19 protein-coding genes, 1 tRNA gene and 1 pseudogene are annotated in these 26,141 nt (G+C 56.0%); 11 read left to right on the top strand and 10 right to left on the bottom strand.

The genetic code is table 11. From position 1 onward, the window contains the following. Nucleotides 1-351: 351 nt before the first annotated feature. From Q0899_RS16725 to Q0899_RS16690, 8 genes are read left to right on the top strand one after another with little or no spacing between them, the layout of a single operon-like run. Nucleotides 352-1,137 (top strand): GntR family transcriptional regulator, encoded by a 786-nt coding sequence (locus Q0899_RS16725; RefSeq protein WP_299194271.1) that lies wholly within the window; start codon nucleotides 352-354, stop codon nucleotides 1,135-1,137. After that, a complete protein-coding gene (locus Q0899_RS16720; protein WP_299194269.1) occupies nucleotides 1,138-2,289 on the top strand; it encodes an enolase C-terminal domain-like protein in 1,152 nt (383 codons plus the stop codon). A 36-nt stretch (nucleotides 2,290-2,325) separates the two neighbouring features. After that, nucleotides 2,326-3,360 (top strand): transporter substrate-binding domain-containing protein, encoded by a 1,035-nt coding sequence (locus tag Q0899_RS16715; RefSeq protein WP_298297856.1) that lies wholly within the window; start codon nucleotides 2,326-2,328, stop codon nucleotides 3,358-3,360. Between the two features lie 58 nt (nucleotides 3,361-3,418). Then, entirely contained in the window at nucleotides 3,419-4,555 is a 1,137-nt protein-coding gene (locus Q0899_RS16710) for an ABC transporter permease subunit (RefSeq protein WP_298360299.1), read from the top strand. Nucleotides 4,556-4,558: 3 nt separating this feature from the next. Next, the gene (locus tag Q0899_RS16705; RefSeq protein ID WP_299194267.1) at nucleotides 4,559-5,641 is read left to right on the top strand and encodes an amino acid ABC transporter permease; all 1,083 of its coding nucleotides are present in this window, start codon (nucleotides 4,559-4,561) and stop codon (nucleotides 5,639-5,641) included. Then, nucleotides 5,634-6,371 carry an amino acid ABC transporter ATP-binding protein gene (locus Q0899_RS16700; protein ID WP_299194265.1) on the top strand — a complete coding sequence of 246 codons (738 nt, stop codon included), beginning with the start codon at nucleotides 5,634-5,636 and terminating at the stop codon, nucleotides 6,369-6,371. The genes Q0899_RS16705 and Q0899_RS16700 overlap by 8 nt, the downstream gene beginning before the upstream one ends. Next, nucleotides 6,368-7,300: an ornithine cyclodeaminase gene (locus tag Q0899_RS16695; protein WP_299194263.1), complete on the top strand. Its 933-nt coding sequence runs from the start codon at nucleotides 6,368-6,370 to the stop codon at nucleotides 7,298-7,300. The genes Q0899_RS16700 and Q0899_RS16695 overlap by 4 nt, the downstream gene beginning before the upstream one ends. Beyond that, nucleotides 7,297-8,220, top strand: coding sequence for an aminotransferase class IV (locus Q0899_RS16690; protein ID WP_299194261.1), 924 nt, complete (start codon nucleotides 7,297-7,299; stop codon nucleotides 8,218-8,220). Before Q0899_RS16695 ends, Q0899_RS16690 begins: the two co-directional genes overlap by 4 nt. A 288-nt stretch (nucleotides 8,221-8,508) precedes the next feature. Here Q0899_RS16690 and betC read toward each other — a convergent pair whose 3' ends face one another. Both betC and Q0899_RS16680 read right to left on the bottom strand, forming a co-directional pair. Further along, nucleotides 8,509-10,044: a choline-sulfatase gene (gene betC / locus Q0899_RS16685; RefSeq protein WP_299194259.1), complete on the bottom strand. Its 1,536-nt coding sequence runs from the start codon at nucleotides 10,042-10,044 to the stop codon at nucleotides 8,509-8,511. Nucleotides 10,045-10,330: 286 nt separating this feature from the next. Next, on the bottom strand, nucleotides 10,331-11,743 hold the full coding sequence (locus tag Q0899_RS16680; RefSeq protein WP_298297835.1) for an RtcB family protein: 1,413 nt from the start codon (nucleotides 11,741-11,743) through the stop codon (nucleotides 10,331-10,333). A gap of 281 nt (nucleotides 11,744-12,024) precedes the next feature. Here Q0899_RS16680 and rtcR point away from each other — a divergent pair, with 281 nt between their 5' ends. Continuing rightward, entirely contained in the window at nucleotides 12,025-13,587 is a 1,563-nt protein-coding gene (gene rtcR, locus Q0899_RS16675; protein ID WP_299194256.1) for an RNA repair transcriptional activator RtcR, read from the top strand. Nucleotides 13,588-13,975: 388 nt separating this feature from the next. Here rtcR and Q0899_RS16670 read toward each other — a convergent pair whose 3' ends face one another. From Q0899_RS16670 to Q0899_RS16650, 5 genes are all read right to left on the bottom strand, one after another. Next, nucleotides 13,976-15,553 (bottom strand): bifunctional 2-polyprenyl-6-hydroxyphenol methylase/3-demethylubiquinol 3-O-methyltransferase UbiG, encoded by a 1,578-nt coding sequence (locus Q0899_RS16670; RefSeq protein WP_299194254.1) that lies wholly within the window; start codon nucleotides 15,551-15,553, stop codon nucleotides 13,976-13,978. A gap of 162 nt (nucleotides 15,554-15,715) precedes the next feature. Next, complete coding sequence (locus Q0899_RS16665) at nucleotides 15,716-17,680, bottom strand: glycosyltransferase family 4 protein (protein ID WP_299194252.1); 1,965 nt, start codon at nucleotides 17,678-17,680, stop codon at nucleotides 15,716-15,718. Continuing rightward, entirely contained in the window at nucleotides 17,677-20,478 is a 2,802-nt protein-coding gene (locus tag Q0899_RS16660) for a hypothetical protein (protein WP_299194250.1), read from the bottom strand. Before Q0899_RS16660 ends, Q0899_RS16665 begins: the two co-directional genes overlap by 4 nt. A gap of 20 nt (nucleotides 20,479-20,498) precedes the next feature. Then, on the bottom strand, nucleotides 20,499-21,494 hold the full coding sequence (gene galE / locus Q0899_RS16655) for a UDP-glucose 4-epimerase GalE (RefSeq protein WP_299194248.1): 996 nt from the start codon (nucleotides 21,492-21,494) through the stop codon (nucleotides 20,499-20,501). Continuing rightward, nucleotides 21,491-22,450 (bottom strand): UDP-glucuronic acid decarboxylase family protein, encoded by a 960-nt coding sequence (locus Q0899_RS16650; RefSeq protein ID WP_298297819.1) that lies wholly within the window; start codon nucleotides 22,448-22,450, stop codon nucleotides 21,491-21,493. The genes galE and Q0899_RS16650 overlap by 4 nt, the downstream gene beginning before the upstream one ends. Nucleotides 22,451-22,646: 196 nt before the next feature. Between Q0899_RS16650 and Q0899_RS16645 the strand changes: the two genes are divergently transcribed. Beyond that, nucleotides 22,647-23,381, top strand: a complete 735-nt coding sequence (locus tag Q0899_RS16645) for a sulfotransferase family 2 domain-containing protein (protein ID WP_299194246.1) — start codon at nucleotides 22,647-22,649, stop codon at nucleotides 23,379-23,381. 103 nt (nucleotides 23,382-23,484) lie between these two features. On the opposite strand, the pseudogene Q0899_RS16640 reads toward Q0899_RS16645, so the two are convergent. Together Q0899_RS16640 and Q0899_RS16635 are read right to left on the bottom strand one after the other, a co-directional pair. Then, a pseudogene (locus Q0899_RS16640) lies at nucleotides 23,485-23,673 on the bottom strand (IS5/IS1182 family transposase); the annotation flags it as partial. 275 nt (nucleotides 23,674-23,948) lie between these two features. Next, a tRNA-Gln gene (locus Q0899_RS16635) sits at nucleotides 23,949-24,023 on the bottom strand. Between the two features lie 91 nt (nucleotides 24,024-24,114). On the opposite strand from Q0899_RS16635, the gene Q0899_RS16630 reads away from it, so the two are divergent. Continuing rightward, nucleotides 24,115-25,290, top strand: coding sequence for an NAD(P)/FAD-dependent oxidoreductase (locus Q0899_RS16630; RefSeq protein ID WP_299194244.1), 1,176 nt, complete (start codon nucleotides 24,115-24,117; stop codon nucleotides 25,288-25,290). 1 nt (nucleotide 25,291) lies between these two features. Here the strand turns inward: Q0899_RS16630 and kdsA are convergent, their stop codons facing one another. Next, nucleotides 25,292-26,137: a 3-deoxy-8-phosphooctulonate synthase gene (gene kdsA / locus Q0899_RS16625; RefSeq protein WP_298360326.1), complete on the bottom strand. Its 846-nt coding sequence runs from the start codon at nucleotides 26,135-26,137 to the stop codon at nucleotides 25,292-25,294. Nucleotides 26,138-26,141: the final 4 nt, after the last annotated feature.

Here is a 26,141-nt window from a genome sequence, read left to right as displayed (position 1 = left end):
TGACCAATTAGGGGCGTAGTTGCCTCGCCGAGATGACGCTTAGTGCAGTGCCTGCATAGGGACTGTAGACATTTCACACCTTGCCCGACGACTTCCGACCGAGAAAAGAACGATCGGCCATCCATCGACTGCAACGACCGTTTTGCGTGCATCGCTTCCTGTCATTCTCGGCGCGGCATCCGGGCCAAAGGGCTCCACGCGGACCTGCGACAGCGCAGCGGCACTCTTTGGCGTCCAGATGGCAGCTGTGCAGGACATCTGGACCTGAGCATGTGCGGCCAGTGCTGATACAGAAAACGCTTTTGTCCGCTGCCCCAATACTTGGGCATTCAAAAAAACTTCTAGACTCCGGTGCACTTTGTCGACACGGTGTCGACAAGCGGCAGTTCCGACACAAGGCTCAATCCCATCGTGACGAAACAAGAAACATCTTCGACTTTTCAGCGTGGCGCGGCGTCGGGTGAGATTTATCGAGTTCTGCGAGATGAAATCCTGACCCTTCAGCTTGAACCCGGAAAGTCACTGGAAGAGACAAGCCTTTCGAAACGGTTTGCTGTTTCGCGATCTCCCATTCGCGAGGCGCTCAACCGTTTGTTGGCCGAACGGCTGGTAGAGACCCTTCCAAACAGATCAACCATCGTCACACAGGTTGACCTGCGCAACTTTCCAGCACTCATTCAGGCCCTGGACGTCCAGCAGCGTCTTGCGACGCGTCTTGCCGCGCAAAACCGGGTGGAAACGGATTTACCTCGATTAAGAGAGTTGGCCGGCGTCTTCAACGACAGTGTCGGCCAGGCCTCAGCTCTGACCATTCTGCAGGCGAATTTTGCGTTCCACGTCGCTGTCGCTGAAGCAGGGCGCAATCCCTATGTCACCCGCCAGTACCGCGAGTTGCTGTCTGAGACGCGCCGCCTGCTGCATATCCATGTGCAGTTTCTTGATAACGCGGACCGGGTAGAGGTGATGCGCGATCAGCACCATGATTTTGTCGATGCCATCGAGGCCCAGGATATCGCAGCAGCTGATGCAATTGCCCATGCGCACACAATGCAGTTCCACGACCGGTTCCTCAAGGCGCTGCGCTATGCGCCCAAGGCTGATTTCGACCTTGGCTTGACGATCCCAGAGGGTCTCTAGATGAGTTCGAAAATCACTCAGATCAAAGTTCACACACACTGCAACGATCTGGGCGGCAAAATCTGGAATCCGTCAATCCGCTGGACTGACAAATACGCGGTTTTCGTTACGCTTCATGATAGTGCCGGCAAGGTTGGTCTCGGTGAGTGTTGGTGCTTTGACGCGGCTCCTGACGCGCTGGTTGCATATTTGCGGACTGAGGTGACACCACATTTCCTTGGCCACACGTTGACCGACCTGCCGCTAATTGCGCGTGGGCTGTTCGAAAAGGCGACACTTACGGCACGCCATGGCATCCTCGCCTCTGCCTTGGCCGGGATCGACATCGCAATGTGGGATCTGACGGCCATGCACGAAAACGCACCAGTGTGGCGCTGTCTGAATAATGACGGCTCTGGAACCGCCCCCCTTTATGCCAGCGGCGGATTGTACGGCGAAGGGAAATCTGTTGACGACCTTTGCCGCGAAATGGCCTCTCACGCAGCGCGCGGGTACGGGCTTTCAAAGATGAAGATCGGTGCCCTGTCCTTGCAGGAGGACACGGCGCGGGTGAAAGCTGTTCTTGCTGCTCTTCCAAGGGCCACGAAACTCATTGTCGACGGCGTCTACAGCTATTCCAGCGATGACGCGCTGCGCCTGTTTGAGGCGCTCCCGGTTGAGCGGATTGAAGCGTTTCAATCGCCCACAGCGGCGTGGGACTACACCGGCATGGCGCAGCTGACGAAGGCGGGCGTGCCTGTTATGGCGACGGAAGCTGAATACCGACCTGAAATACATGATCGGCTCATAGAACAGGTCGGCGTGGCGTTTTTGCAAACCGCGCCTGTTGCCGTTGGTGGATTGTCTCAAATTGCAAGTCTCGCAAACAAGGTAAGCGGCACGCAAACGCGCCTTTCGCTTGAGGTTTCCTCAACCGCCATTGCCTTGATGGCTGCTGTCCATGCCGGCGCAGCCTTCGCTGAAGTTGCCCATGTGGAATACCACACGGTTCATACCGTTTTCTTTGACGCGCTCGCGCTGGAGAAACGCCAGAAAGACCCATTCAGAGTGACCCCACCCGACAGGCCGGGTCTGGGCATTTCGCTACCAGACAACGAAGTCTCGGTGGCTTTCGAGGGGACGAGCGACACGTCACCAAAAGATGCCGCCTAAAGTGGCACGCAACCCATCACAACAGTGGAGATTAAGATGAAAACCAAACTTACAAACCTACTGATGGCAGGCGCAATGGCGCTTGGATCAGCGACGGCCGCTCAGGCGCAGGATCAAGGACTGCTCGATACCATCATCGAGCGTGACAGCCTTTTGTGCACCGGTCACAATGGTAGCTATCTCGGCTTTGCTGAGGTGGACGGCGCGGGTGAATGGCAAGGGTTCGATATTGAATTCTGCAAGGCCCTTGCAACCGCCATTCTGGGCAGCCCCGACAAGCTGCAAATCATTCCAGTCAGCTGGGCGCAGCGCTTTCCGGCCATTCAATCCGGCGACATCGACGTGATCATCAAGGTCACGGGCTGGACCATGACCCGCGACACAGAGCTTGGTCTACAGTATTCGCGCCCATATTTTATCGGGCCATTCTACGTCATGTCCAAGACTGAGCTTGAGGCAGAAGGCATTGCCGATCTGGAAGGCGGCGTATTCTGCGTCAACGCAGGCACCACGGTTGAGCGCGTTCTGACGGACTACATGGAAACCAACGGGATCGACTATGAGCCACTGGCCTTTGAAAAGGGCGAAGAGCTGCGCGCGGCTTTCTACGCCGGCCGGTGCGACGCCATAGCTGGTTTTGGGCCGTTCCTATCTGCAACGCGTGTAAACGCTGACAACCCTGATGATTTTGAAATCCTTGGGGACGTGCTGGCGCTTGAGCCTGAAGGCATTGTCGTAAAGCAGGGCGAAGATGATCTGCTGGACGTGATCAACTGGATGGTTAGCGCCTTGATCATGGCCGAAGAAAATGGCGTCACTCAAGCTAACGTCGATGAGATGAAGGCCAACCCGCCAACGGCCTCAGTTGGGCGTTTGCTGGGGTCGACCCCGGGCGTTGGTGCGCGTCTGGGGCTCAGCGATGACTGGGCGTACAACGTCATCAAAACCGTCGGTAACTACGGTGAGATCTATGACCGGACGGTTGGCGAAGGATCGCGCTACCAGCTGCCACGCGGCCTGAATAACCTGTGGAACAACGGCGGTCTGCTTTACCCGCTTGTTCTTGACTAAACGATTTGGCCCGGGCGACAGGGGTCGCCCGGGCTGTTTCTATTTTGATGGGGTCGTCATGTCACAGATATTTGCGTCGCAGAAATTCCGCAGGACTGCACTTCAAGGTGGTTTCATTCTGGGCGTCATCGCGCTAATCGCATCCGTCATCCTCGTCGGAAAAAGCAACATAGCGGACCAGGGGATGGCAACCGGGTTTGGCTTTCTTGAACAAACCACCGGCTGGCCCGTAAATTTCTCAATCATAGAGGTCACGGGCAGATCGACATATGCCCGCGTTCTTTGGGCAGGTTTGCTCAATACCATGCTTGTCGGGTTTCTGACCCTCATTTTCGCGACGGTGCTAGGACTATTGCTCGCGCTGATGCGGGTGTCGTCCAACACGCTGATGAAACTGGTCGGCGCAAGCTATGTCGAGGTGTTTCGCAATGTCCCCGTCATCCTGCAGGTGTTCTTTTGGTACGCAATCCTGACGCATCTGCCCAGCCCGAAACAGGCCTATTCCCTTGGCGAGGCAATCTATCTGTCCAACCGTGGCCTCATGATGCCGGCCCCCGCTTTGTCGGGCAGCGATGTAGGGTGGTTGCTCGTTGCGGTCATTCTCGCCGTTGTATTTCTGGTGCTGGCCCGTGAACGGTTGCGAGTTGGTCAAAGATGGGCAATCGCCATTGGGTTGGTCTTTGTCGTCTTCTTTGCAGCCCTGCTGACCGGACGGGAGCCGGATAGCGCCTTGATCTCGGTTCCTCAACTTAAGGGCCTGCGGTTTGTGGGCGGCATAACACTCAAACCCGAATTCACCGCCCTTCTTGTGGGCCTGACGCTTTTTGGGGCCTCCTACATCGGCGAAATCATCCGTGGCGGCCTTCTATCGGTTGATCGCGGCAAGCTGGAAGCGGGCCGCGCTTTGGGGTTTTCGACCTTCCAGATCAATCGGCTGATCCGCATTCCATTGGCATTCCGCGCCATGCTTCCATCCCTTACCAACCAATACATCTGGCTGATGAAGGGCACGACTGTGGGCATCGCTGTGGGGTATCCTGACTACTTTGCCATTGTGTCGACCTCGATCAACCAAAGCGGCCAGACGATGGAGCTTTTGGCCCTGCTGATGGGCGGGTTCATTCTGATCAACTATTCCATCGGCTTTCTGATGAACATGCTGAACGATCGTATCAAGCTGAAGGGGAGGAGCTAGGACATGACAATGGACGCTATTGCCCCCCCACCAAGCGCCACGGGACCGGCCGCATGGCTACGCAAACATTTCTTTGCGACCTGGTACGACACCCTGTTTTCTTTGGTCTTTGCCGTTCTGATCTATCTTGCCCTGAAGGCATTCACCGGCTGGGCCTTTGTCGATGCGATCTGGCGCGTTGAGAACAAGGAGCTTTGCACCCATGATGCCGGTGCCTGTTGGGCCGTGATCGAAAGCCGGGGGCGGCTGATCCTGTTTGGTCTTTACCCTTACGAGGAACAATGGCGCTCAACGCTGGCTTGCCTAGCGGTGATCGCCACCATCGCGCTGTCTTGCCTGCCAAGCTTTTGGTCGATCCGGCGCCTGCCGATCCTTTGGGTCGCAGGCTTCACAACCTTCGTCTTGCTGATGCGCGGCGGGTTTGCTGGTCTTGAACTGGTCACTTCTGAGCAATGGGGTGGTCTGTCCCTGACGATTTTCATCTTCTCCGGGGTCTTTGTCATCGGCATGCCGCTGGCCGTGTTGTTCGCCCTTGCGCGGCGGTCCAGCCTGCCTGTTATTGCCAAATCATTTGGCTTCTTCATCGACATCGTGCGGTCACTGCCGCTTCTGACGCTGCTCTTTGCAGCAGCCGTGGTGGTGCCGCTTCTGGTGCCGGACTGGTTGCAGGGCAACAAGTTGATGCGGGTGGTCATTGCTTTCGCGATCTTCTTCGCCGCCTATCAGGCCGAGATTATCCGGGCAGGTTTGCAATCCACCTCGCAAGGGCAGGAAGAGGCCGCTGTGGCACTTGGCATGCCCTACTGGTCGCTCGTCATCGACATCTTGTTGCCGCAAGCCTTCCGCAACACATTACCGTCGACCATCAATCAAGCGGTGATCACCTTCAAGGAAACCTCCATCGTGACGATCATCGGCTTCTTCGAGGTCATGGCCTCGGGCAATGCGGCAATCGGGACCGGCGAATGGGGCAACCAATATGTCGAGGTCTATGTCTTCCTCGCCCTTATCTACTTCGTCTTTGTCTTCGGGCTGTCACGCTACGGCGCGTGGCTGGAAACCAGAATGAGGCTCGGCCATGCGTGATGCAGCAATTTCAATTCGTGGGCTGGAAAAATACTATGGTGACTTCCACGCTCTGAAGGACATCAACCTTGAAGTGCCCGACAAGCAAACCCTTGTGATCTGCGGACCTTCCGGTTCTGGAAAGTCGACACTGATCCGTTGCATGAACGGGCTGGAAAGCTATCGTTCAGGCACGCTGAACGTGCTGGGTCTGCCCGTCGGCGATGATACCAAAGTGATGGATCAGGTACGCAAACGCGTGGGCATGGTGTTTCAAAGCTTCAACCTGTTTCCGCATCTGACCATTATGGAAAACTGCGTCTTGCCGCAGATCCGCGCGCTTGGGCGGGACAGATCGGCTGCGACGGTTGAGGCGATAGAGCAACTTGAGAAAATGCATGTTGAGGTCCACGCAGAGAAATACCCGGATCAGTTGTCAGGCGGCCAGCAACAGCGGGTGGCACTGGCCCGCGCCCTGGCGCTAAAGCCGGAAATCATGCTGTTTGACGAACCCACCTCAGCTTTGGACCCTGAGATGATCTCGGAAGTTCTTGAGGTGATACAGGACTTGGCGCGCGCGGATATGACCATTGTCTGCGTCACCCATGAGATGGGGTTTGCCAAAGCTGTGGCAGACCGTGTGATCCTGATGGCGCAGGGTGAGATTGTTGAAGAAGGCACGCCCGAACAAATGTTCAGCAACCCGCAACATCAGGTCACCAAAGACTTCATGGCGGTGGTGAACGGATGAAACTCATCACACGCGAGACATTTGGTGCGGTCACGGATTGGCGCATTTTTGTCGAGGCCATCGACGCGGGCCACGCCTTATCCAAGGCCGAGGTTGAGGACGTGTTTCTGGGGCCGCAGGGGAATACGCTCCTCAGCCGCGCCGCCCGGATTGAAGGGATCGGCTTTGGCGTCAAATCTGTCACCGTGATCGCCCAAAACACGAAACGCGACCTGCCAAGTGTGCAGGGCGGTATGATCGTTTTTGATGAACAGACAGGCACCCCGACAGCGCTGATCGACAGCGCTTTGATTACCGACATCAAGACAGCCGCCGATTCAGCCCTCGGGGCCCGTTATCTCGCGCGCCCAGATGCAAAACACATGGTGGTTCTTGGGGCGGGTAGCGTGGCAGGCAATGTGATTGCGGCGTATCGTCAGATGTTCCCAAAGCTTGAACGGTTTACCCTTTGGAACCGCACAGATGCGAAGGCCAAGGCCCTGGCCGCTACCTTGCAAAACACCGGCTTGCCAGTATTCGCGACAAGCGACATCTCAGAGGCCGTCGGACAGGCTGACATTGTGACCTGTGCCACAATGTCCACAGACCCGGTACTGAAGGGCAAATGGCTGCGACCCGGCACTCATGTCGATCTGATCGGCGCTTTTCGCGCAGACATGCGGGAGGCTGACGATGACGTCCTGACCAGTGGGCAGATTTACGTCGATAGCCGTGACACGACCCTTGCGCATATAGGAGAGTTGAAAATCCCGCTAAGCAGAGGCGTGATAAGTGAGGCCGACATTCTGGGCGACCTTTACCAGCTCAAGGCACGCGGTTCAGCTGATCGACACCCCGATACAATCACAGTTTTCAAGAACGGCGGCGGCGCACATCTTGATCTGATGATCGCAAATGCAATTCTCCAACTGGAAGCTTCTCAATCATGACCGATAGCAAGCACACGACCCACGACGCGGCGGATGATATCCGCAACCGGGACATCAAGATCTACGTAAACGGCGACATCGTGCACCGCGATGAGGCCAGGGTTTCGGTCTATGACAGTGGCTTTATGCTGGGCGACGGGATGTGGGAGGGCATGCGCCTTTACAACGGGACATGGGCGTTCTTTGACGAACACATGGACCGGTTTTTCGCATCTTGCAAATCGGTCTCATTGGATGTGGGCATGGACCGTGCCGGCATTCTGGACGCCATGTCCAAAACGGCTGAGGCCAATGATATGCACACGGATGTGCATTGCCGGCTGATGCTGACCCGCGGAACAAAGGTGAAGCCGTTTCAGCATCCCTCGCTCAGCCGTTCCGGCCCAACCCTTGTCATCATCATGGAACATTCCAAGCCCGTAGAGGCATTGCAGTCGCGGGGCATTCGTCTGGCCACCGTCCCGCAGGTGCGCGGGTTGCCGATGAGCCAGGACGCAAAGTACAACAGCCATTCCAAGCTGAACTGTGTGATTGCCTGTCTGCAAGCGGAACAGGCCGGGGCCGACGAGGCTCTCATGCTCGACCCGCATGGCTTTGTGAACACGACCAATGCCTGCAACTTCTTTATCGTTCGTAAAGGCGAGGTTTGGACCTCGACCGGGGACTATTGCATGAATGGGGTCACACGGCAGAAGGTCATCGACCTGTGCCGCGCCAATGACATTCCGGTCTTTGAGAAGAATTTCTCACTTTATGAGACCTACGGCGCCGACGAGGCGTTCCTGACCGGTACATTTGGTGCCCAGACCCCAGTGGGCGAGATCGATGGCAAGCCGATTGGAACAGGCAGCCGCGACATGACCAAACGTATTCGGGCGCTTTACAAGGATCTTGTGGCTGAAAACACGGCCTCGGCATGATTGAAAAGATTGCATAACCCGCGGTTGGTGTCAGCGTTTGCATGTTTGAAGGCGCTTTCTAGGCGTCCGTATCCATCGTTCGCGTGATGCTTAACCATCCGGCAACCATATTTGCGCAAGGGCCCTCTGATACTAAATCTCTCACAGCTGCTGTGAATTCCAAGGGTGGCATGACGGTCGCTGGTTCGGAGCAGTTTGACCACGAAGTCCACGGTACACTAGCCTTGCCAAGCGCGCCCTCGAAGCCGCAATATCGCGAAGCCGAGACTTGGGACGTCCTACCTAACCCTAGGACTGATTTTGCGGCCTCAGATACCCGCGTCGTTCGACGTCAGGAAAAGCGTCGCCGCGACGGACGTAGGAAGAATTTTGCGCCAAAGGTCGGGGTGTGAAATCCCAAATTTCCTCACGGCCAATACGAAGGGCATCGTCTATCAACTTACGTTCCGTCTGCGAGCGGATCACATCATCCAGCAGTGAATCAAGCGGCCAGGTGTCTTCGGCCAATTGGGTCAGACGCTCCTCTTCGGGATACCCCTGCCCTGCAATATTTTCGCACTCCAACGGATCTAGCGAAAGGTCATAGAGTTGGGCCGGATAGGCGCGCGAAATGATCAGTTTTAACGATCCCTCCCTCACGCAAACTCTTGGCGCGGCTGTGCCGCCGTCGATGTGTTCTATGAAAACTGGTTTGTGCAACGCAGTACCTTGAATGGCTGGCATCAGGCTTTGACCATCCAGCTGCGTTCTGACCTCTCCCTTTGGGATGCCAGCGAGGTCCAGCAAGGTCGGAAAAAGGTCCAACAAGGATGCGGGTTCAGCGATCCGACATGGCGCGTAATCGGGATGGGCGATCATCAGGGGCACCTTGATCGCGGGATCGAACAAGGTCTTTTTGAACCACATCCCGCGCTCGCCAATCATGTCGCCATGATCGGAGGCGAAGATCACGACCGTGTTGTCACCATAGCCGCTGTCTTTCAGGGCCCCCATCAACTCGCCAAACAGATCATCCACGTAAGAGATCATGCCGTAATATCCGCGCCGCGCGTTCAGGTAATCGCCATGGTCCAAGGTGCATTTGTCCTGACCGTAATGATAATAAAGCGACTTGCTGTGCGGGTCTCGGGCTTCAACGGGTATGTGCGGGACCAACGGATCTTCGATGTGTTCAGGATCATAATGGTCCCAATACTTCTGGGTGGTCACATAAGGATCATGTGGATGTGTCAAAGACACTGTCATCATGAACGGGCGCGTGTCCGCGGACCTAGCGCGAGCAAATAGTTCCCGTTTTGCGTGATGAATAACGTCCTCATCATAGTCGATCTGCATGGAACGGGCGACAGGTCCTGCATCGCGCACAGTATCAATCGTCGAAACCCCAAATGTATAAGCGCGTTCTTCATCGCTATTGAAATCGCGGAAATCGGCGTCCGGCGTCCATGACATATCGGCGGGGTAAATCTCGGTCGTGAGCCTCTCTTCGAAGCCATGAAATTGGTCCGGGCCTACGAAATGCATCTTGCCAGAGATGCATGTGTAATATCCGGCAGCACGCAGATAGTGCGCAAAGGTCGGCGTCGACGCCGCAAATTCAGCACCATTGTCATAAGCACCAATCCGAGACGGCAGTCGCCCGGACATCATTCCGAAGCGAGACGGTGCACAGAGTGGATAGGCACAATAAGCGTTCTCGAAAACAGCACTGCGCTGTGCCAATGCATTCAGATGAGGAGTATGACAAGTCTTGCCCCCATAAGCTTGCAAAACGAAGGAGGTAAGCTGGTCAACCATGAACAGGATAATGTTCGGAGGGGTCATAGAGAACAGCTATCAGATGTTGCTTGATAGCAAAACGAAAAGCGATGATTTTGGTAAGTTTCATTAAGAGAACTGTGACATAGTCTTGAGGCGGACGCCTGACAATGAAATGGGCTGGTTGCGGTCTCATCGCAACCAGCTTTTGAGATCGAAACCAAACGCCTGCCGACCTTGAACTGAAATCCTACAACGTTGTTTCGTCAGCACGGCACTCAATTTATCGGCGCAAATACTCTGCGTGATCGACGGATGGCCCCGGCCGTCGCCTGCCGGGGCCATCCGTTTCCTATCTGCGCCCCTTCCCGCGGCGGGTAAACCTCGGCAGTTCGCCAGCCATGATGCACCCGTACGGATCGATCCAATCGACGATCTCCGCCAAATCAAACGACTTGATCTGCTCGGCTACCGCCGCCGCCGGCTTGTAGCTCGACGGCAACTCAGACGCATCGACCTTGCCTCCGTAAAAGCGGATATCGAGCCCGGCAGTTTCCTCGACAAGAGCTTCTTGAGCCGTTTTTGTACCCAACCGGCGCATATGCTCCGTCCGAGACCAGTTCCGGCCAGCACCGTGCGGGCTGAACCCCAGCGCATTTGATGCATCTGACCCACGAACAATCAGCACGGGCTCCGCCATGTTGAGCGGGATGATGGTCCGTCCGTCTTTATCGGCATCTGCCGCAAATCCGGACCAGCCCGGGGTTGCCCCTTTGCCGTGCAGATAGATGTCACCGCGTTGGAACACAAAGTTATGCTCGTTCCAGAACCGCTCACCGCCAGATGCCCCAGCCACCTCCATCGTGGCTTGGTGGATCGAGTTGTGGTTGGTCTTGGTCCACTTGCGGATGATCTGCAAAGCGTCCCAATAGGCGCGCCCATCCTCACTGTCCGCGGGAATCCAAGCGTTCTGCTTCAAGGTCTTGGGCGAATATAGACGCCGGTATTTCTCCGCCACCTCCATGCCCGCCTTGTAGAGTTTTGCGCCGGGCCCACGGGAACCGTGATGCGTGATCATAGCCGTCCGCCCGGTGTTGCGCGAACGCCCGACAAACAAGAAGTGGTTGCCGTCACCTTGCGTTCCCATCTGCTCCTGTGCCGCACGAATGACCTTTGCGTTGTCCAGAAACGGGTTTGAGCGAAACGCATCCAGGAGGTCCAACGACACGGTAAACCGTTGCCCTTGCGGACGACCGCCGGGTCCAAAATGCGTCACCTTCGCCGCAGCCTCCAACACCACAGCAGGATCAGCGTCGCCCAAATCTGTCATCATCAAGGAGCAACAGATGTCGGCCGAATGCATGCCAGGATGGATCGCATTCCGAGCGGCCACAACGCCACCCACGGGTATGGTGCCAACAGGACCCGCGGGGCACGCGTCCGGCATAATCGCTCCACCAACCACAGTCGGTGTACGCATCACAGCGCGCATGGTTTCCCGAACCTTCTCAAGGTTCGTTTCTTCATCCGCATCTGCAGGGATCAGGTTCTCATGGAAAACGACAGCCCCCTCCTCATGCAGTTCGATATGCTCAGGCGGGATCGGGATATCGGCGGACAGATCATCCCGAATGCGAGACACCTCAATTCCTTTGGCCAGCATCTCGTTTGCGCGCGCCAACAGATCGGGGAATTGCGGGCCTGGCCGGTGGCCCCAACTCTTGAGGTCTTTGCCAGTCAGTTGCGTCAGTGTCAGGTCTTCCATCGTCGTATCCTTCGGTCAATTTTCCCCGCACGGGGTGACTGTTGCGGTGCGGCGGATTGAGAATGGGCCCAACCCGCCGCTGTTCCGGATGCGAATTCATCCGTTTGCTTTACTGCTTCTCTTTCGATGGCTCAGTTTTCTCAGGATTCGGGAGGGAATCCAAAAGATGCAGAAAAACCTGATAACATACTGTTTTAAATGGATAATCATTATTGTTGATCCAATTGCTCACACACTTTAGCGTCCTATTTGTATCGTAATTTATCAATTTGGATCGCCCAATGAGAAACGTCGTCCTTGGCTTCCTCGGCACACAGCTCGACAGCGGCAAAAAACGCGGCTGGCGACCAACTGTCAGCCTTTGCGAGGTCGATGGGTTTCCCGTCGACAGGTTGGAACTCCTCTACGACAGCAAATTCAGCCGGCTTGCCCATGGGATCAAGCGAGATGTTGAGGAAGCTTCGCCAGACACCGAAGTGCTGCTGCACCGCATGGACATGGAGAACCCGTGGGACCTCGAGGAGGTCTATGCCAAGCTCTATGACTTTGCCCAAACCTATGGCTTTGACGAAGATCGCGAACGCTACCATATCCATCTGACGACCGGGACGCATGTGGGACAAATATGCTGGTTCCTGCTGTCGGAATCCCGTCATATCCCGGCCGCCCTGATTCAAACCGGGCCTCCGCGCGGTGAAAATACCAACGGCACATTCGATCTGATCGATCTGGACCTCAGCCGCTATGACGCTCTTCAGCAAAGGTTCGACCAGCAATCGCGTGAATATGGCGACCTGCTCAAAGGCGGGATCGAAACCAGGAACGCGCCCTACAACGCCCTGATCGACCGCATAGAACAAGTCGCCGGGCAGTCTGATGCTCCGATCCTTTTGCAGGGTGAATCCGGCACTGGCAAATCCGAGCTGGCCTTGCGTATCTACGAGCTAAAGCTGCAACGTCGAAGGGTCAAAGGCCGGTTGGTTCAGGTCAATTGTGCGACACTGCGTGGCGGCTCGGCCGTCGCCACGCTGTTCGGACAGCGCCGCAGCCACACAGGGCAGCCCGGCACGGAACGCTCTGGCCTGCTGCGCGAAGCAGATGGCGGCGTGCTCTTCCTCGATGAAATCGATGAGTTGGGCCTTGAGGAACAAGCGCTCCTTCTGCACGCGATTGAAACGGGCCGATACTACCCTTTGGGCTCGGATTCTGAAGTTACAAGCAAGTTTCAGGTCATCGCCGGGGCCTCGCAGGACCTGATGGCTTTGGCAGCCGATGGCAAGTTTCGCATCGACTTGCTCTCACGGTTGAACCTATGGACTTTTCGCCTCCCTCCCTTGCGGGACCGCCCTGAGGATATGGAGGCAAATCTGCGCTTTGAATTAACCCGCGCTGAGAAAGCACTAGGGACACGCGTCGGGTTTAACGCAGACGCAGCCGAGGCATGGCTCCGATTTGCAAAAGCACCCTCAACCAAATGGCCCGGCAACTTCCGCGACTTCAGCGGTGCCGTCTTGAGGCTGTGCACCCTGGCCCCACGCGGACGCATCACACGCGCGCAGGTCGAAGACGAGATATCAACACTAGAGCGCCGCTGGCGCGCAGCTGATGGTAACGCGGATGGCAAGCTGGTGGCCGAGTACGTCGACACAGCATTGGACCTGTTCGACATAGCACAACTCGCCCAGACCCTTCGAATTTGCCAGGCTTCTAGCTCGGTAAGCGACGCTGGAAGGAAATTGTTCGAAGTATCCAGAGAAGAACGCAAGACCCGGAACGACTCTGACAGATTGCGAAAATACCTCTTAAAATTCGGCCTCACTTGGGACGAGATATCCAAGCGCTAGCGGCCAAAACTGGCCATTGGCCAATTAGATGTTGTGCCGCGGTGCTACCGTCAAAGGAGGCTTTCGCTGCGTCTGCCAAGCTGATCAGAAGTGGACCGATCCCACGCGAACAAAGTTGCTGTCGATATCGGATTTACTCAAATCGTCGCTCCTAATATGGGCATTCATTGTGTTCCCGGAGCGCTGCATTTCCTACGCAATTCGCTCCGATCATGTGCAGACAGACCTCTCGCATCCGCGCCGTGGATTGAGGAACTGGTAAATCCCCACGCCGCTCTCAAGTCTGGGTAGCGTCGCCGGTCTGTGAGGCGCACGTGGGTTTGCCCAACCAGAGCCAGTCGGGGCTTGCGTTTGCCCCCTCTGGTTCCTGACCCCGCTTCGCAAACGCTCACTTTCCGCGGATCGGTCCTGAATGCGAGTCGACCGGCACGGCGTTTCGAATTCCGTCCAACCTCCCTTTCTCCCGGGCGCCAACGATGCATAAGCGGCCGGAGGCACGACGATCGCCCAGCTGCACAGTCTTGTGCCAAAAAATCAGGCGGGTTTCGACAAAGCCCATCCAATTCAAAATACCTTCAATTACCTTCGGGCCAGACGGGCTCCACGACAATCTGTAGATACCAGACATCAGCTCATCGGTACCTTCGAATTTCATATGCAGAGCGGGGACTTCATCAACGTCGGGCTCAACCGGAATTGCGGCCGTATTGACAAATATCAACTCCTTTGTGCGATCCGCCGCATTCTTCAGACCGGTGACGGGATCCGGTAGATGATAGAAAAGCCCGCTGAACCATGTGACGTCAAAATCTTCATTCAAATTGGATAGATCCAACAAGTCAGCCTGCCGAAACTTCATATTGTCAGTCGGTGCCTCCCTGTTTTGCATCACGAATTCGCATTGCTTGATCCAATGCTCACGCACATCAAACCCGAACACATTCGATGCCCCCAGGTCTTTCGCGGCAAAGCTGTAGCCCCCTCCGTTGCAGGCGCAATCAAGGAAGCTTCGCCCCTCGAACCCATTTGGCAAAACCTGCCGGGTCAAATTTTTCATTGCGACCAAAGGATCGTAATAGGTGACCTTGGAGCCGGTCTGATCTGCGATGTTTCCGGCACCTGTCCAGATATCTCCTGAAAGATGGATTTTGTGATGCCAGGGCGCCAGATCTTCGATCTCGTTGAGCAAATTGTTTTCAGCTTTCACGTTTTTGTCCTCCCGTTGTTTAAGATGTTTAAGCGGTAGAAGTATCTGAGAGCTCTTTTCGGGAGCGCAAAATGCATTGTAGAGCTTTCGGTCCTCGGCAGTACGATCATAGATAACATCCTTGTATTTTGTGTACGCGTCTCTTTTTAAATCTGGATAAGGGCTTTCATTCCTGCGGACAGGATCGGAGGGCGGAAACTTGAGCATGGACATCAAGTTGTCGAAATCTTCATCGAAACGCTCGGTACATCCTACGAAGTGAAATTTTTCCCGAACATGTTCGATTGTCTCGTCAACAGTCGCGTCTGCGTTAGGCGCGAGAAAGGCCGTTTGCTGATTCAGCCCGCCCGGATTCTCGAGGAAATGTTCTAACGTGGGATATTTTTCGACGAATTTCTCCATTTCGTCGTGTGTATTCGAAATCGAATAGAAGTATTGCGACAAGACGCGCGCGACCGGATCACGCAGATACGTCACCAACACGGGCTCATCCCGCCAGCGTTCTATGAGATCCGCGACATCGCGGTATCGGTAATGCCCCGTAAAGACCTTTAACGCTTGCTCTGCACTATCTTGTTGTTCGATTTCGAAAGCTTTGCGGATTTTGGGGAAATACCGGCCTTCCATCTTGGCTGCGCGCTCCGTGATGTTGTGTATTGCGTCCTGTTGTCTGCGAAGTCCGAGGGAGCGAAATAGGCGGAACAGGAATGTGGAGCCCGCAGTTTTGGGAATGTGAAAGTTGACGACTGTCAGTTTCATAAACACCTCATGACCAGATTGCATGAAACGGAGGCGCATGACCGCTGCATTGGCGCCCCGGAAAGGAATGGTTTTTGTGATGTGATGTCGCGCGCAGGCGCAATGAGCCTGACGCCAAGGTGAACCCACCAAGAAAGAGAAACCCTATGCAGGTACCATTTCTCATGGTTCGCCCGGCAGGATATTCACGGTGGCAGATGCATTGGGATTCAGAAGAAGAAGCGCATCTGCCAAGGTCGCATTGGACATGTACAAGCTATTCAATACGGGTAACCACCTGTAGAGCTGCCGCGTGGTCAGTGCGTCTTCTGTTTCGACGGCCACTTTTTCCACGGCCAGTGACCTCAGCACATCTTCTGAAGCGTATTTCAATGTATTGATCAGCGTTACACGCCCTGGCTTTGGGTTTTTGAGCAGACCAGCCAGTCTTTGCGACCGGGCGTGATCCGTATCCAGGGAAGGTTGGCAAAGGCGGTATCTCACATTGTGGTGGCGGAACTCACTTGTGAGCGCGTCAACATTTTCCCCGAACCGGCCGTCAATCAGTACGATCAGGCGATTTGGGTCAGCGGCATCAAGCGCCAGCTGTTTCAGGGCCTCCAGATCAGTCTGACACCCGCGCATAATAACGAGATGCGGCTCCGGGCTTGGTGCGGGTAGCAACGGCCAGCCGCCTGAAGGCGGCTTTTGGGCGCTGTCGCGTATGACCTCGTAGATATCCTCGCAATAGGCCTGATAGTCCCAGTCTGAAGCAATTTTTTCCCTGGCGGCCTGGCCTTGCCGCCTGCACAGGTCCGGATCGTCAGCATAGTGGCGGATCGCATCGGCCGCCGCTTTCAGGTCTCCCATCTCAACGATTTTACCGCATTCCTGTCCGATCAGCTCAGGAGCGCCGCCGCCGTTGCGAAACGCGACAACGGGTAGCGCGCAGGCCATCGCCTCATGGATCACACATGGGAAAGGGTCTGCACGCGCGGAAAGAAAAAACAGGTCACCTCCGCAGAAGACTTGCTCGATCTCAGATGTGGATGGAAGAAGACGTATCCGGTCCTGCAAGCCATGACGCTGAATGAACTCTTGCGGATAGGGGAACGTCTGATCCGCCGCCCCACACCAAACGAAGTACACCGGCCGTTCTGACGGCAATTGGTCGTGGAAAAGCTTGGCTGTATCGACGAATAAATCCGCGCCTTTGCGAATATCAACCGTTCCAACGCACAACACAATAAAGGCATCGTCTTCGACACCAAGGCTGTCGCGCAGCAAACGTCGGATGACGGCAGTGTCGAGCGATCCGAACCCGTCTTCAAGCAGGCCCTGACCGCGCACCATGGTCATCGACATATCCAACTCGCAATGCCTGTCGGCAGCACGGCTCACAAACTGCGACGGGAAAACTGTCTTGTTTGAAAAGCTGACAATGTCCTCGAAGATGTGAGGCGGGTAATAGGCGGCCACCTCATGTATGAGGGAAACAATCGGTATGCCTTGCCCTGCAAGCGATCGCCCTATGCGATGCGATTCAGCAGAATTCAGTAGCGTACAGACCGGAGCATTTGATCGAAAGATGCCGCCCTGGCGAAAAAGGCGCGCCAGTTCTTCGGAGGCTTCCTCATCTGAATACTGATGATCGTGGCGCCCACGTGACATTACATAGGTGTGGGAAAGCGCCTCAAATTCATGCAGCCTTTCTCCGGCTTCATCAAGAATGGTGAAACATTCAAACATCTTAGATTTGCTGAAGATCTCCAACAAACGCAAGATGATCGCCGGCGCCCCAGTGCGCGACGCATCGTGGCTCACAAAGAGCAACCTTGGCTTTCCACTCAGATCACAGTCAGCATAGGCGCTGCTTTGTGGTTCTGACGTCAAAGGGTGCTGATCGAGATAGGAGCCGACATAATCCTTCGAGAAGAAGGGGTTGGGTTGGCGCCCTTCGTGCCTGCCGAATGCCAAGAAGTGCGCGGCCGGCGGAGCGCTTGCCGCGACGATATCGGCATTGGAAGTTGTGTAGAAATCGCCATCCAGGACATTCCCCAATGTGTTGGCGGCGACAGTTTCCCGTAAGTGCCGAAGCTTGTGCCCGACGGAATTGGGCAGAGCTTTGCGAAGAAACGCCTTCATCATGCCCTCCAATCCCTCGCCACCATCGCATCTGCGATAACCGCGTTAAGGTCGCGCATTTCCGAAATCTGACCGGTTTCGCGCGTCAGCAGGGCATCGAATTCGAGCCCTTTCCTGTAAAGGGAGCCTAGTTCCGACGCGGTGCCATCAAGCAGCCACACAGAGCGTGTGAAGTCGTTTATCAGGTGCTCTGAAAGCCTATCTGCCGAGCCGACAACAACAAGTTCTGAGCAGTCCTGTTCTTCAAATAATTCTCTCAAACCATCGGGGAATTCTTCGCGACGAATTTGCGGCAGATCGAACCACAAGGCCGCGGTATCTTCGACGGGATCGTGGTTTTCGGTAAGGGCTGATAGCCGGTCTAACATGTCCTTGTCAGGCATGACCATCAACAGCTGGGTCATGGCGCTCCGGGATGGTCTGTTCAACTTCAGTTCCGGAGCCGTTGCACTAAGCAACTTTGTGATCCGGTCGGAAAAGGCGGTGAGGCTGTAGGCTGCCGCCGATGCCCCGTCTGGTGCGGCACGCGGCGGGCTTGCTCCAACGGATCTGGTCAAGAGATCACGCAAGAGGCGCCGCGCAGCGTCGAGGTCAAAGGCATCTACCAACAGCACGCCATCCTGGCTGGCAAGCGTCACCGCCTCCGCGGGACCGTCCATCAGCAAAACGGGTACGCCCTCGTTTCGGGCATGCTTCACATCATCCAAAGGACATTCATCACGCCCAAGTTTTACATATACATCCGCCGCCGCAATCGCAGTGGCCATCTCGGAACCATCCATCAGTTGAAACCGGTTTCGTTCTTCGGTGGTTTCGGCAATCAGACGACCATAGAATTTGGGGCGATTTCCATAGGGCGTGTCTGGGCAATACCAGTGGAAAACCGCTTCATTGAGGAAAGCTTTATCTTCGAAACACCGCGCGGCGAGGGCACCGAACAGGTCGGCCCCGTGTTCGATCTCTGGACCGCCACTTGATACGACGAGACGGGTCTCCTCGCTCAACCCCAACTTGCTTCGGGCGCGCAAACGACCCCCGGCAGAGGACTTCACCGTGGGTAAAATGGTGTGAAACCCATCCGAGACCGATGGACCTGTCTCGGCAAAGATGACGGCCAGATCATCCCTCGTTCGTGGAGAGGTGCAAAAGACATGAGTACATGTCTTAGTCAGTATGTCCGCTTCTTGTTCCGTGAGTTGCGCCAATCTATCATTCCCAAACAAAATCAGCGGCGCGCCAAGTCCTGCGAGCGCTTTTACCAATGTCAATTCGTCCGAATACTCGGCAAAACATATCGTTGCCGGGTTGGAGACAAGCGACCGGGCAAACTGATCTCCTGCGCGTTTTAGGTCATTTGGCCCGAGTTCGCTCAACGGCACCTTTGCCAGGTGCCAAACATGGGCCACCTCGAAAAAGGCGGGAGACATTGGGCCGGGTTGTGCAGACACAACCACGAATTCAATCTCAGGATTGCCGATCTGGCTCTTCAGGAACGCGAGCCAGCTTTCGTTGGTCGCGTTGTGTTTAAGTGAGCCCAGAGCCAAGATGAAACGAGGGCGCCGGTGCAGACCTGCTTCGAAATACCCCGACAGGGGAGTGCGCCCTTCGATATCGAGCCACCTGCATTGGCTCGCGATGTAGGGCATCGAGAGCAGGCCGTTCGGGCGTTGTCCTGTGGGGTAGCCGTCGCGAAGGTAACGGCGGCGAAGTTTTTGCGGATCTCGGCCGACATCGGGCACCATCTTCGCGAAGTATTCGGGCACGAAATCCGGTGTAAGGTCCAACGGAGGGGCATGCGTCTCGTCGGCGAGGAGTTCAGCAACGGGGATATGTGCGCTTTCAAGGCTGTGGGCGAAAAGCTGGGCCTGGGTTGCGTCAATCATGGGGTGAGGCGAGTGGTTTCTATGGCCACCCTCAAGATAGTACTGCACGGCATCGGACCCGCATTGCGACTGACCTTGATAGTACGCGACATCAAAATAGGGACTGGGAGACAGCCCCATCGCCTGCCCTTTCGCTAGGAAGTGCTCAAGCGGCCGGATTGGTGTGACATGTGTCTCTGAGGCGACTTGCCCGCTATAGAATGCGCCGTCAAAAAGCGGGTGCGGCGACTGGGGCTCAACGCTGATCAGGTAATGGTAGACGGACCGGTAAATCCCTGACTGTTCCGGGAAGTGCGATTTGTAAAACGCTACATCGAATAGCGGATGTGTGGACAGGTCCTGGGCGGCTGACCAATAGTAGCGCAACGCATCTGCAAGCGTTTCGAATTCAGTGCCCGATTGCAGGCTGAAATATTCCAGATCAAAAAGTGGATGCGGACGTGTCGGTTGCAGGTCGCCCGAGAAGAGATCACGCAGCAGCAGCCCATCATTTTTGTGCTTGGTTTCTACACGCAGGTAATCGAGATCTACGAACGGGCTGAACCCGGTCAATCCCGTATCGATATGGTCGAGCGCATGTATCAATGTCGCGTAGGGGCTCAGGTCCGGCCGCTTGATCGTCCTCTTGTAAAAGGCGACGTCAAAAAGCGCATTCGGGCTAAGCCGGACGTCGCCGCCCTTGGTGAGGTAATGCACAAGGGGGTTGATTGGATCGGCGGGCTCAATCGGATGGCGCTGCAGCTCGTAATGCGCGGGATCGAAGATTTGGTTTGGCGCAGGTGGTGTCGGGTTTTTCGGATCAAGAAGAATTTCAGCCACTTCCGCCACGCTCGCATTGGCCAGCGCCGGATTTTGCCTTCCGATATGCTTGATGTCGAAGAACTGCCGATGGGCCTCGAAGAGCGCGGTGTGATCCATCTGTTAACTGCGGCTCCCGCTTAGATCGGCCGGTTTGGCTTGTGCTGACGCGCAAGATGCCAAGCCGCCGCAGTGTTTACGATTGTACCCAAGTCGGAATTGGTGGGCTCAAATCCGAGAAGTGTCTTCGCCTTGGTTCCATCCGCGATCAGCATAGCCGGGTCTCCGGCACGCCGCGCCGCCTTGAGAAACGGAACCTTCTTTCCCAAGGCGCCTTCGACGGCGCGGATTATTTCAAGGACTGAATACCCTTTACCAACTCCCAAATTGAATTGATCCGTCGCGCCACCCTTCAGCAGGTAATCGCAGGCCGCAACGTGCGCGCGCGCCAGATCAGTGACATGAATGTAGTCGCGAATGGCTGTCCCGTCAGGTGTGTCGAAATCAGCGCCAAAGACACTGAAATCTTCGATCACGCCCATGCCCGACAGGATAGCTCTTGGTATCAGATGAGTCTCCACCCGGTGTGCCTCGCCGATCTGTCCCGCAACATCGCCACCCGCCGCGTTGAAGTAGCGCAACGACACTGAGCGCAGGCCGTATGCATGGGCAAAATCCTCAAGCATGTGCTCGACCATAAGCTTTGAACGGCCGTAAGGGTTGATTGGAACTTGCGGGGTTGTTTCGGCAATGCGCGCGACATCCGGAGCGCCATAAGTGGCACAAGACGACGAAAAGATCAGCGGGATGGAACCCGCGGCCTCCAGTGCCTGCGCGATATTCAGCGATCCCACCACGTTATTCTCGTAATAGATCGAGGGGTTGGTGACGGATTCTCCGACATAGGCATAGGCAGCGAAATGAATGGCCGCAGAAGGTCGAATCTTGCGGCAGGCAGCTTCAATTTGCTCTCGATTGCGAATGTCGCCTTCGATCAGCTCCCCCCATTTGACAAACTCGGCCTTGCCTTCGCTGAGATTATCGAAAGTCACCGGGTCGTAGCCGTGCGCGCTAAGCTCCTTGCAGGTGTGACTTCCGATGTAGCCGGCCCCGCCAAACACCATCACGCGTGTCATGAGTTTCCTCGGGTGCCACTCTGCGTTTGCGTCAACAGGAAAGACTGGAGTTCGATCGTCTCAATCAAGCCTTCACGCAGGCTCACCGTCGGCGCCCAATCGAGCAGGCGCTTAGCCTTGCTGATGTCAGGTCTGCGCTTCTTTGGATCATCAATGGGCAGAGGCCGCGTCACAATCCGCGACGATGAACCTGTAAGCTCAACCACCAGCTCTGCGAACTCATTTATGCTGATCTCTTCGGGGTTTCCGAGATTGACTGGCCCAGTAAGACCATCCGTGTTCATCATCTTGTCGAGGCCAGCGACGAGGTCGGCATAGTAACAAAAGGACCGTGTCTGTCCGCCGTTTCCGAAAACAGTGATATCTCGTCCGGCCAAGGCGTCGGCAACAAACTGGCTGACGACACGTCCATCGTCCGTATGCATCCGCGGTCCGTAGGTGTTGAAAATCCGCACCACCCGAATATCGACCTGGTGTTGCCTATGGTAGTCGAAGGCCAAAGTTTCGGCGATCCGCTTGCCCTCGTCATAGCAGGCGCGCGGTCCCGTTTGGTTGACATTGCCGGAATAGCTTTCAGGCTGGGGGTGAACCTCCGGATCGCCATATACTTCTGAAGTCGACGTCAACAGAATTCGGGCGCCAGTGCGTTTGGCCAACTCCATCGCGTTGAGAGTGCCGATGAAATTGATTTTGGCCGTCTCGACCGGATTGCGCTGATACATCGGAGGGGAAGCTGGAGAAGCAAGATGGTAGATTTGGTCAAATTGTCCGTCAAATGGACTGACCACATCTTGATCGACAAATTCAAAGGCCGGGTGTGCGAATGCTCCCGCCAGGTTTTCGGCCCGGCCTGTCAGAAAATTGTCGAGTCCAACGACAGTATGCCCCTTCTGCAACAGCCGATCACATAAGTGAGACCCAAGAAAGCCCGCCGATCCGGTTACTAGTATTCGCAAATGTCCCCCCAGACCGCCAGTCTTCTGAAAACGTTTCCCCCGCGTCAAAATGCCAAAGATGGTGCCTGGATGCTACTGCAATTTCACCGGTAAGCGAAATCGTCAAAGTAGAAAGGTTTTGGCAAAAACCTCCGATCTCATACGCGGCCATTGAACCTACCCGGCTTGTCTGCCTCAATGGACAGGCAGAAAAGCCATGGCAGAAAGAATATCCCGGATGCGCGAAAAGCTCGTAAACATCCATATCCCCAAGACGGCTGGTACGTCGCTGAGATTTTTGATCTCCGATGCTCTTGAACACTCTCAGCAAGAGAGCCCGCCAGTGATCGGGATCGATCAACCCGACCTCGGAATGTTGTATTTTCAAGGTCTGGCTGCGCATGCGAAACGGGTTTTGCCCCGTCTCTTTCAGCCGGGCCTGCATATGTTGTCAGGTCATTTTCGCTATCGTGACATCATTCCTGTCTTGGCTGACAGACGCGAGCAGATTTCTTTGGTCACCACGCTGCGTGATCCGATAAAGCGGACCATCTCGGACTATTGCTACTCGATATCAGCGGTTCATGATGGGCAAGAAGCGTTCAAGCAGGCCTATCCCACATTTGAGCATTACACTCAAAATGCGGGCGAAATGAACAAGCAATTCGACTTTCTGAGGCCTTTCGAGGACGCACCGCTGGATGTCACGATTGAGAGCGCATTGCAAAACCTGGATTTTGTCGGACTCACTGAGCGTTTCGAAGGCGATGCGGGCCAATTGCTCGAAAGTCTGGGCCTCGAAAGGCTAAAGCCGCGCGTCATCAACGCCAGTCCGAACAAAGAACACGCGACACGTATCTTCGACTCATATCATGACATGCTGCAGGAGGTGTTGGCACCGGATATCGCGCTATATGAGGCCATAGCCGCGAGACGGCGTTTCCCACGTTGATGACCTCGCAACTGGTTTGGACCGCGTTCATCGAGTTTTGAGAGGCCAGCAAATCCAGACATTCGCCGCAAGCTGACAACGGTGCAAACTGGGCACTCAGCTACCGGGGGAGCAACTCGTGATCAACTGGAGGGCGACCGGTGTAGCTGTAGAAGTTGGCAAGGTGGGCTCGGATGCGGCTCAAATCGACGAACCGGTCAATTGATCACAGCAGGTGGTCCTGTGGGACCTGATCCTCCAACGAGAACTCGTAGAACAGAGCCGCCTGCGCTTCCTGCCTCGGTCCCATCATCGCCAATCCTCCCGCTCAAAACGGACATTGAATCAGCGAGATATCAGTCGATCAACAACGAGTATTTCCACAAAACACGACCTGGGCGGCGAATCCAGAGCCGTCAGATATCGCGTACCGCGGCAGTTCTTGGAAACGCGCAAATCAACCAACTGGGCTGATAAAGGACCATTAAATCCAATAGAATTGTTTGAAGTTTCGTTACTGCCCGACGAAAATTGGCTTTCTAGCCGGACAAGTTGCGATTCACGCCGGACGGCACAATGTGGAGTGAATGGCTGGGATGGTAGGATTCGAACCTACGGTACACTGTACCAAAAACAGTTGCCTTACCACTTGGCTACATCCCAACAGTGAGGGGTGATTTAATGCGCCAGGTTCACCACTTCAACCCCTAAATCAAAGGTTGCGGCACTGACGTTGCGGGCTTAGTCGCAAGACATGAATTACGACGTGGCTATTTTGGGCGCAGGCGCGGCGGGGATGTTTTGCGCGATTGAGGCGGGGCGGCGTGGCAGACGCGTTCTGTTGCTCGATCATGCGAAGTCGGCCGGCGACAAAATCCGTATCTCAGGTGGCGGGCGGTGTAACTTCACCAACTACAATATCGCGCCGGAAAAGTTCTTGTCGAACAACCCCAGATTCGCGCTCTCGGCCTTGAAACGGTTCACCCAATGGGACTTCATCGCGATGGTCGATGCCGCAGGCATCGGCTGGCACGAAAAAACCCTGGGGCAGCTGTTTTGCGACGGCTCATCAAAAGAGATCATATCAATGCTGCTGGACCACATGGCCAAGGCCGGGGTTGAGCTGAGGCTGCAAACGCAAATTGATCAGGTGTCACGCGACGAAAGTGGCTACCAGATCCTGACCTCAGCGGGCACCATTCGCGCGGCCAGTGTGGTTGTTGCAACTGGAGGGAAGTCCATTCCCAAGATGGGAGCGACGGGGCTGGGCTATAAGCTCGCGCAACAGTTTGGCCTGTCAGTGACAGAGACGCGGGCCGGTTTGGTGCCGCTGACCTTCGCGCCGCATGTCCTGGACAAAACCGCCGGGCTGTCGGGGCTGTCGGTATCCGCAGAGGTCAGCCACCAGAAAACCAGGTTCAGTGAAGGCTTGCTGTTCACCCATCGGGGGCTGTCCGGGCCATCAGTGCTCCAGATTTCGTCCTACTGGCGTGAAGGGGACAGTATCTGCGTTGACCTCTGCGCCGGCCAAGACATCGGCAATCTGTTGGGCGACGACCGCCACGCGTATGGGCGCTTGTCCGTCAAGAACGCCTTGGCCCGTCATATCCCTGAAAAACTGGCGGCGTTGATGGTGGCGGAGACCGGGGTTGCTGGCAACCTCGCAGACCAAAGCAAAGCAGCGCTCAGAGGGCTGGCTGAGACGGTTCATAACTGGCAGGTGACACCGTCGGGATCGGAAGGATACCGGACGGCGGAGGTGACGCTGGGGGGCGTTGACACCGATGGGTTGGATGCGCGCACGATGGAAAGCAAAGCGGTACCCGGGCTTTACTTTATCGGTGAGGTCGTTGATGTGACCGGTTGGCTGGGCGGATACAACTTTCAGTGGGCGTGGTCGTCTGGCTGGGCCGCCGGCCAGGTCTGCTAGCTTACACGCGGCAAGGGTCGGCCTTCGCCAGCTTGTCAAACTCCATCAGGCTTGAGACCAACGCGGGCATTTGATCCAACGGGATCATGTTTGGCCCGTCAGACGGCGCTGTGTCGGGGTCCTGATGCGTCTCGATAAATACGCCCGCGATGCCCAGCGACACCGCCGCCCGCGCCATTACAGGCGCAAACTCGCGTTGCCCACCGGTGGAGCCGCCCTGCCCGCCCGGTTGCTGGACAGAATGGGTGGCGTCCATAATGACGGGGTAGCCGGTCTTGGCCATGGTGGGCAACGACCGGAAGTCAGCGACCAGCGTATTGTAGCCAAAGGACGCGCCGCGTTCCGTCAGCAGGATATTCTCGTTGCCCGTGCTTTCCACTTTGGAGATCACGTTGGGCATGTCCCAAGGGGCCAGAAACTGGCCCTTCTTGATGTTGACCACTGCACCAGTTTCGCCTGCGGCGACCAGCAAATCGGTTTGGCGTGACAGGAAAGCCGGGATTTGCATCACGTCAACGGCGTCGGCCACAGCCTGGCACTGCTCGGGGCCGTGCACATCGGTCAGGACGGGGCAGCCGATCTGCTCGCGCACATAGGCCAGGATGGACAGGCCGTCCTCCATACCCAAACCGCGCTTGCCCGACAAAGACGTGCGGTTGGCCTTGTCGTAGCTGGCCTTGAACACGTAGCCCGCGCCGGCCTTTTGGCAGGCCTCGGCCATGGTCTCGGCAATCATCATTGCGTGGTCACGGCTTTCCAGTTGGCACGGGCCTGCGATGATGGTCAACGGCAGGTCGTTAGAGGCGGTGACTTTCGTCGTGCCGCGGCCGAATTCAACTGTTTTCATGAGG

The sequence above is a fragment of the uncultured Litoreibacter sp. genome, from assembly GCF_947501785.1.
Lineage (GTDB): Bacteria > Pseudomonadota > Alphaproteobacteria > Rhodobacterales > Rhodobacteraceae > Litoreibacter.
Note: the sequence above shows the minus strand (reverse complement) of the source record. Positions and strands in the feature narration are given on the sequence as shown.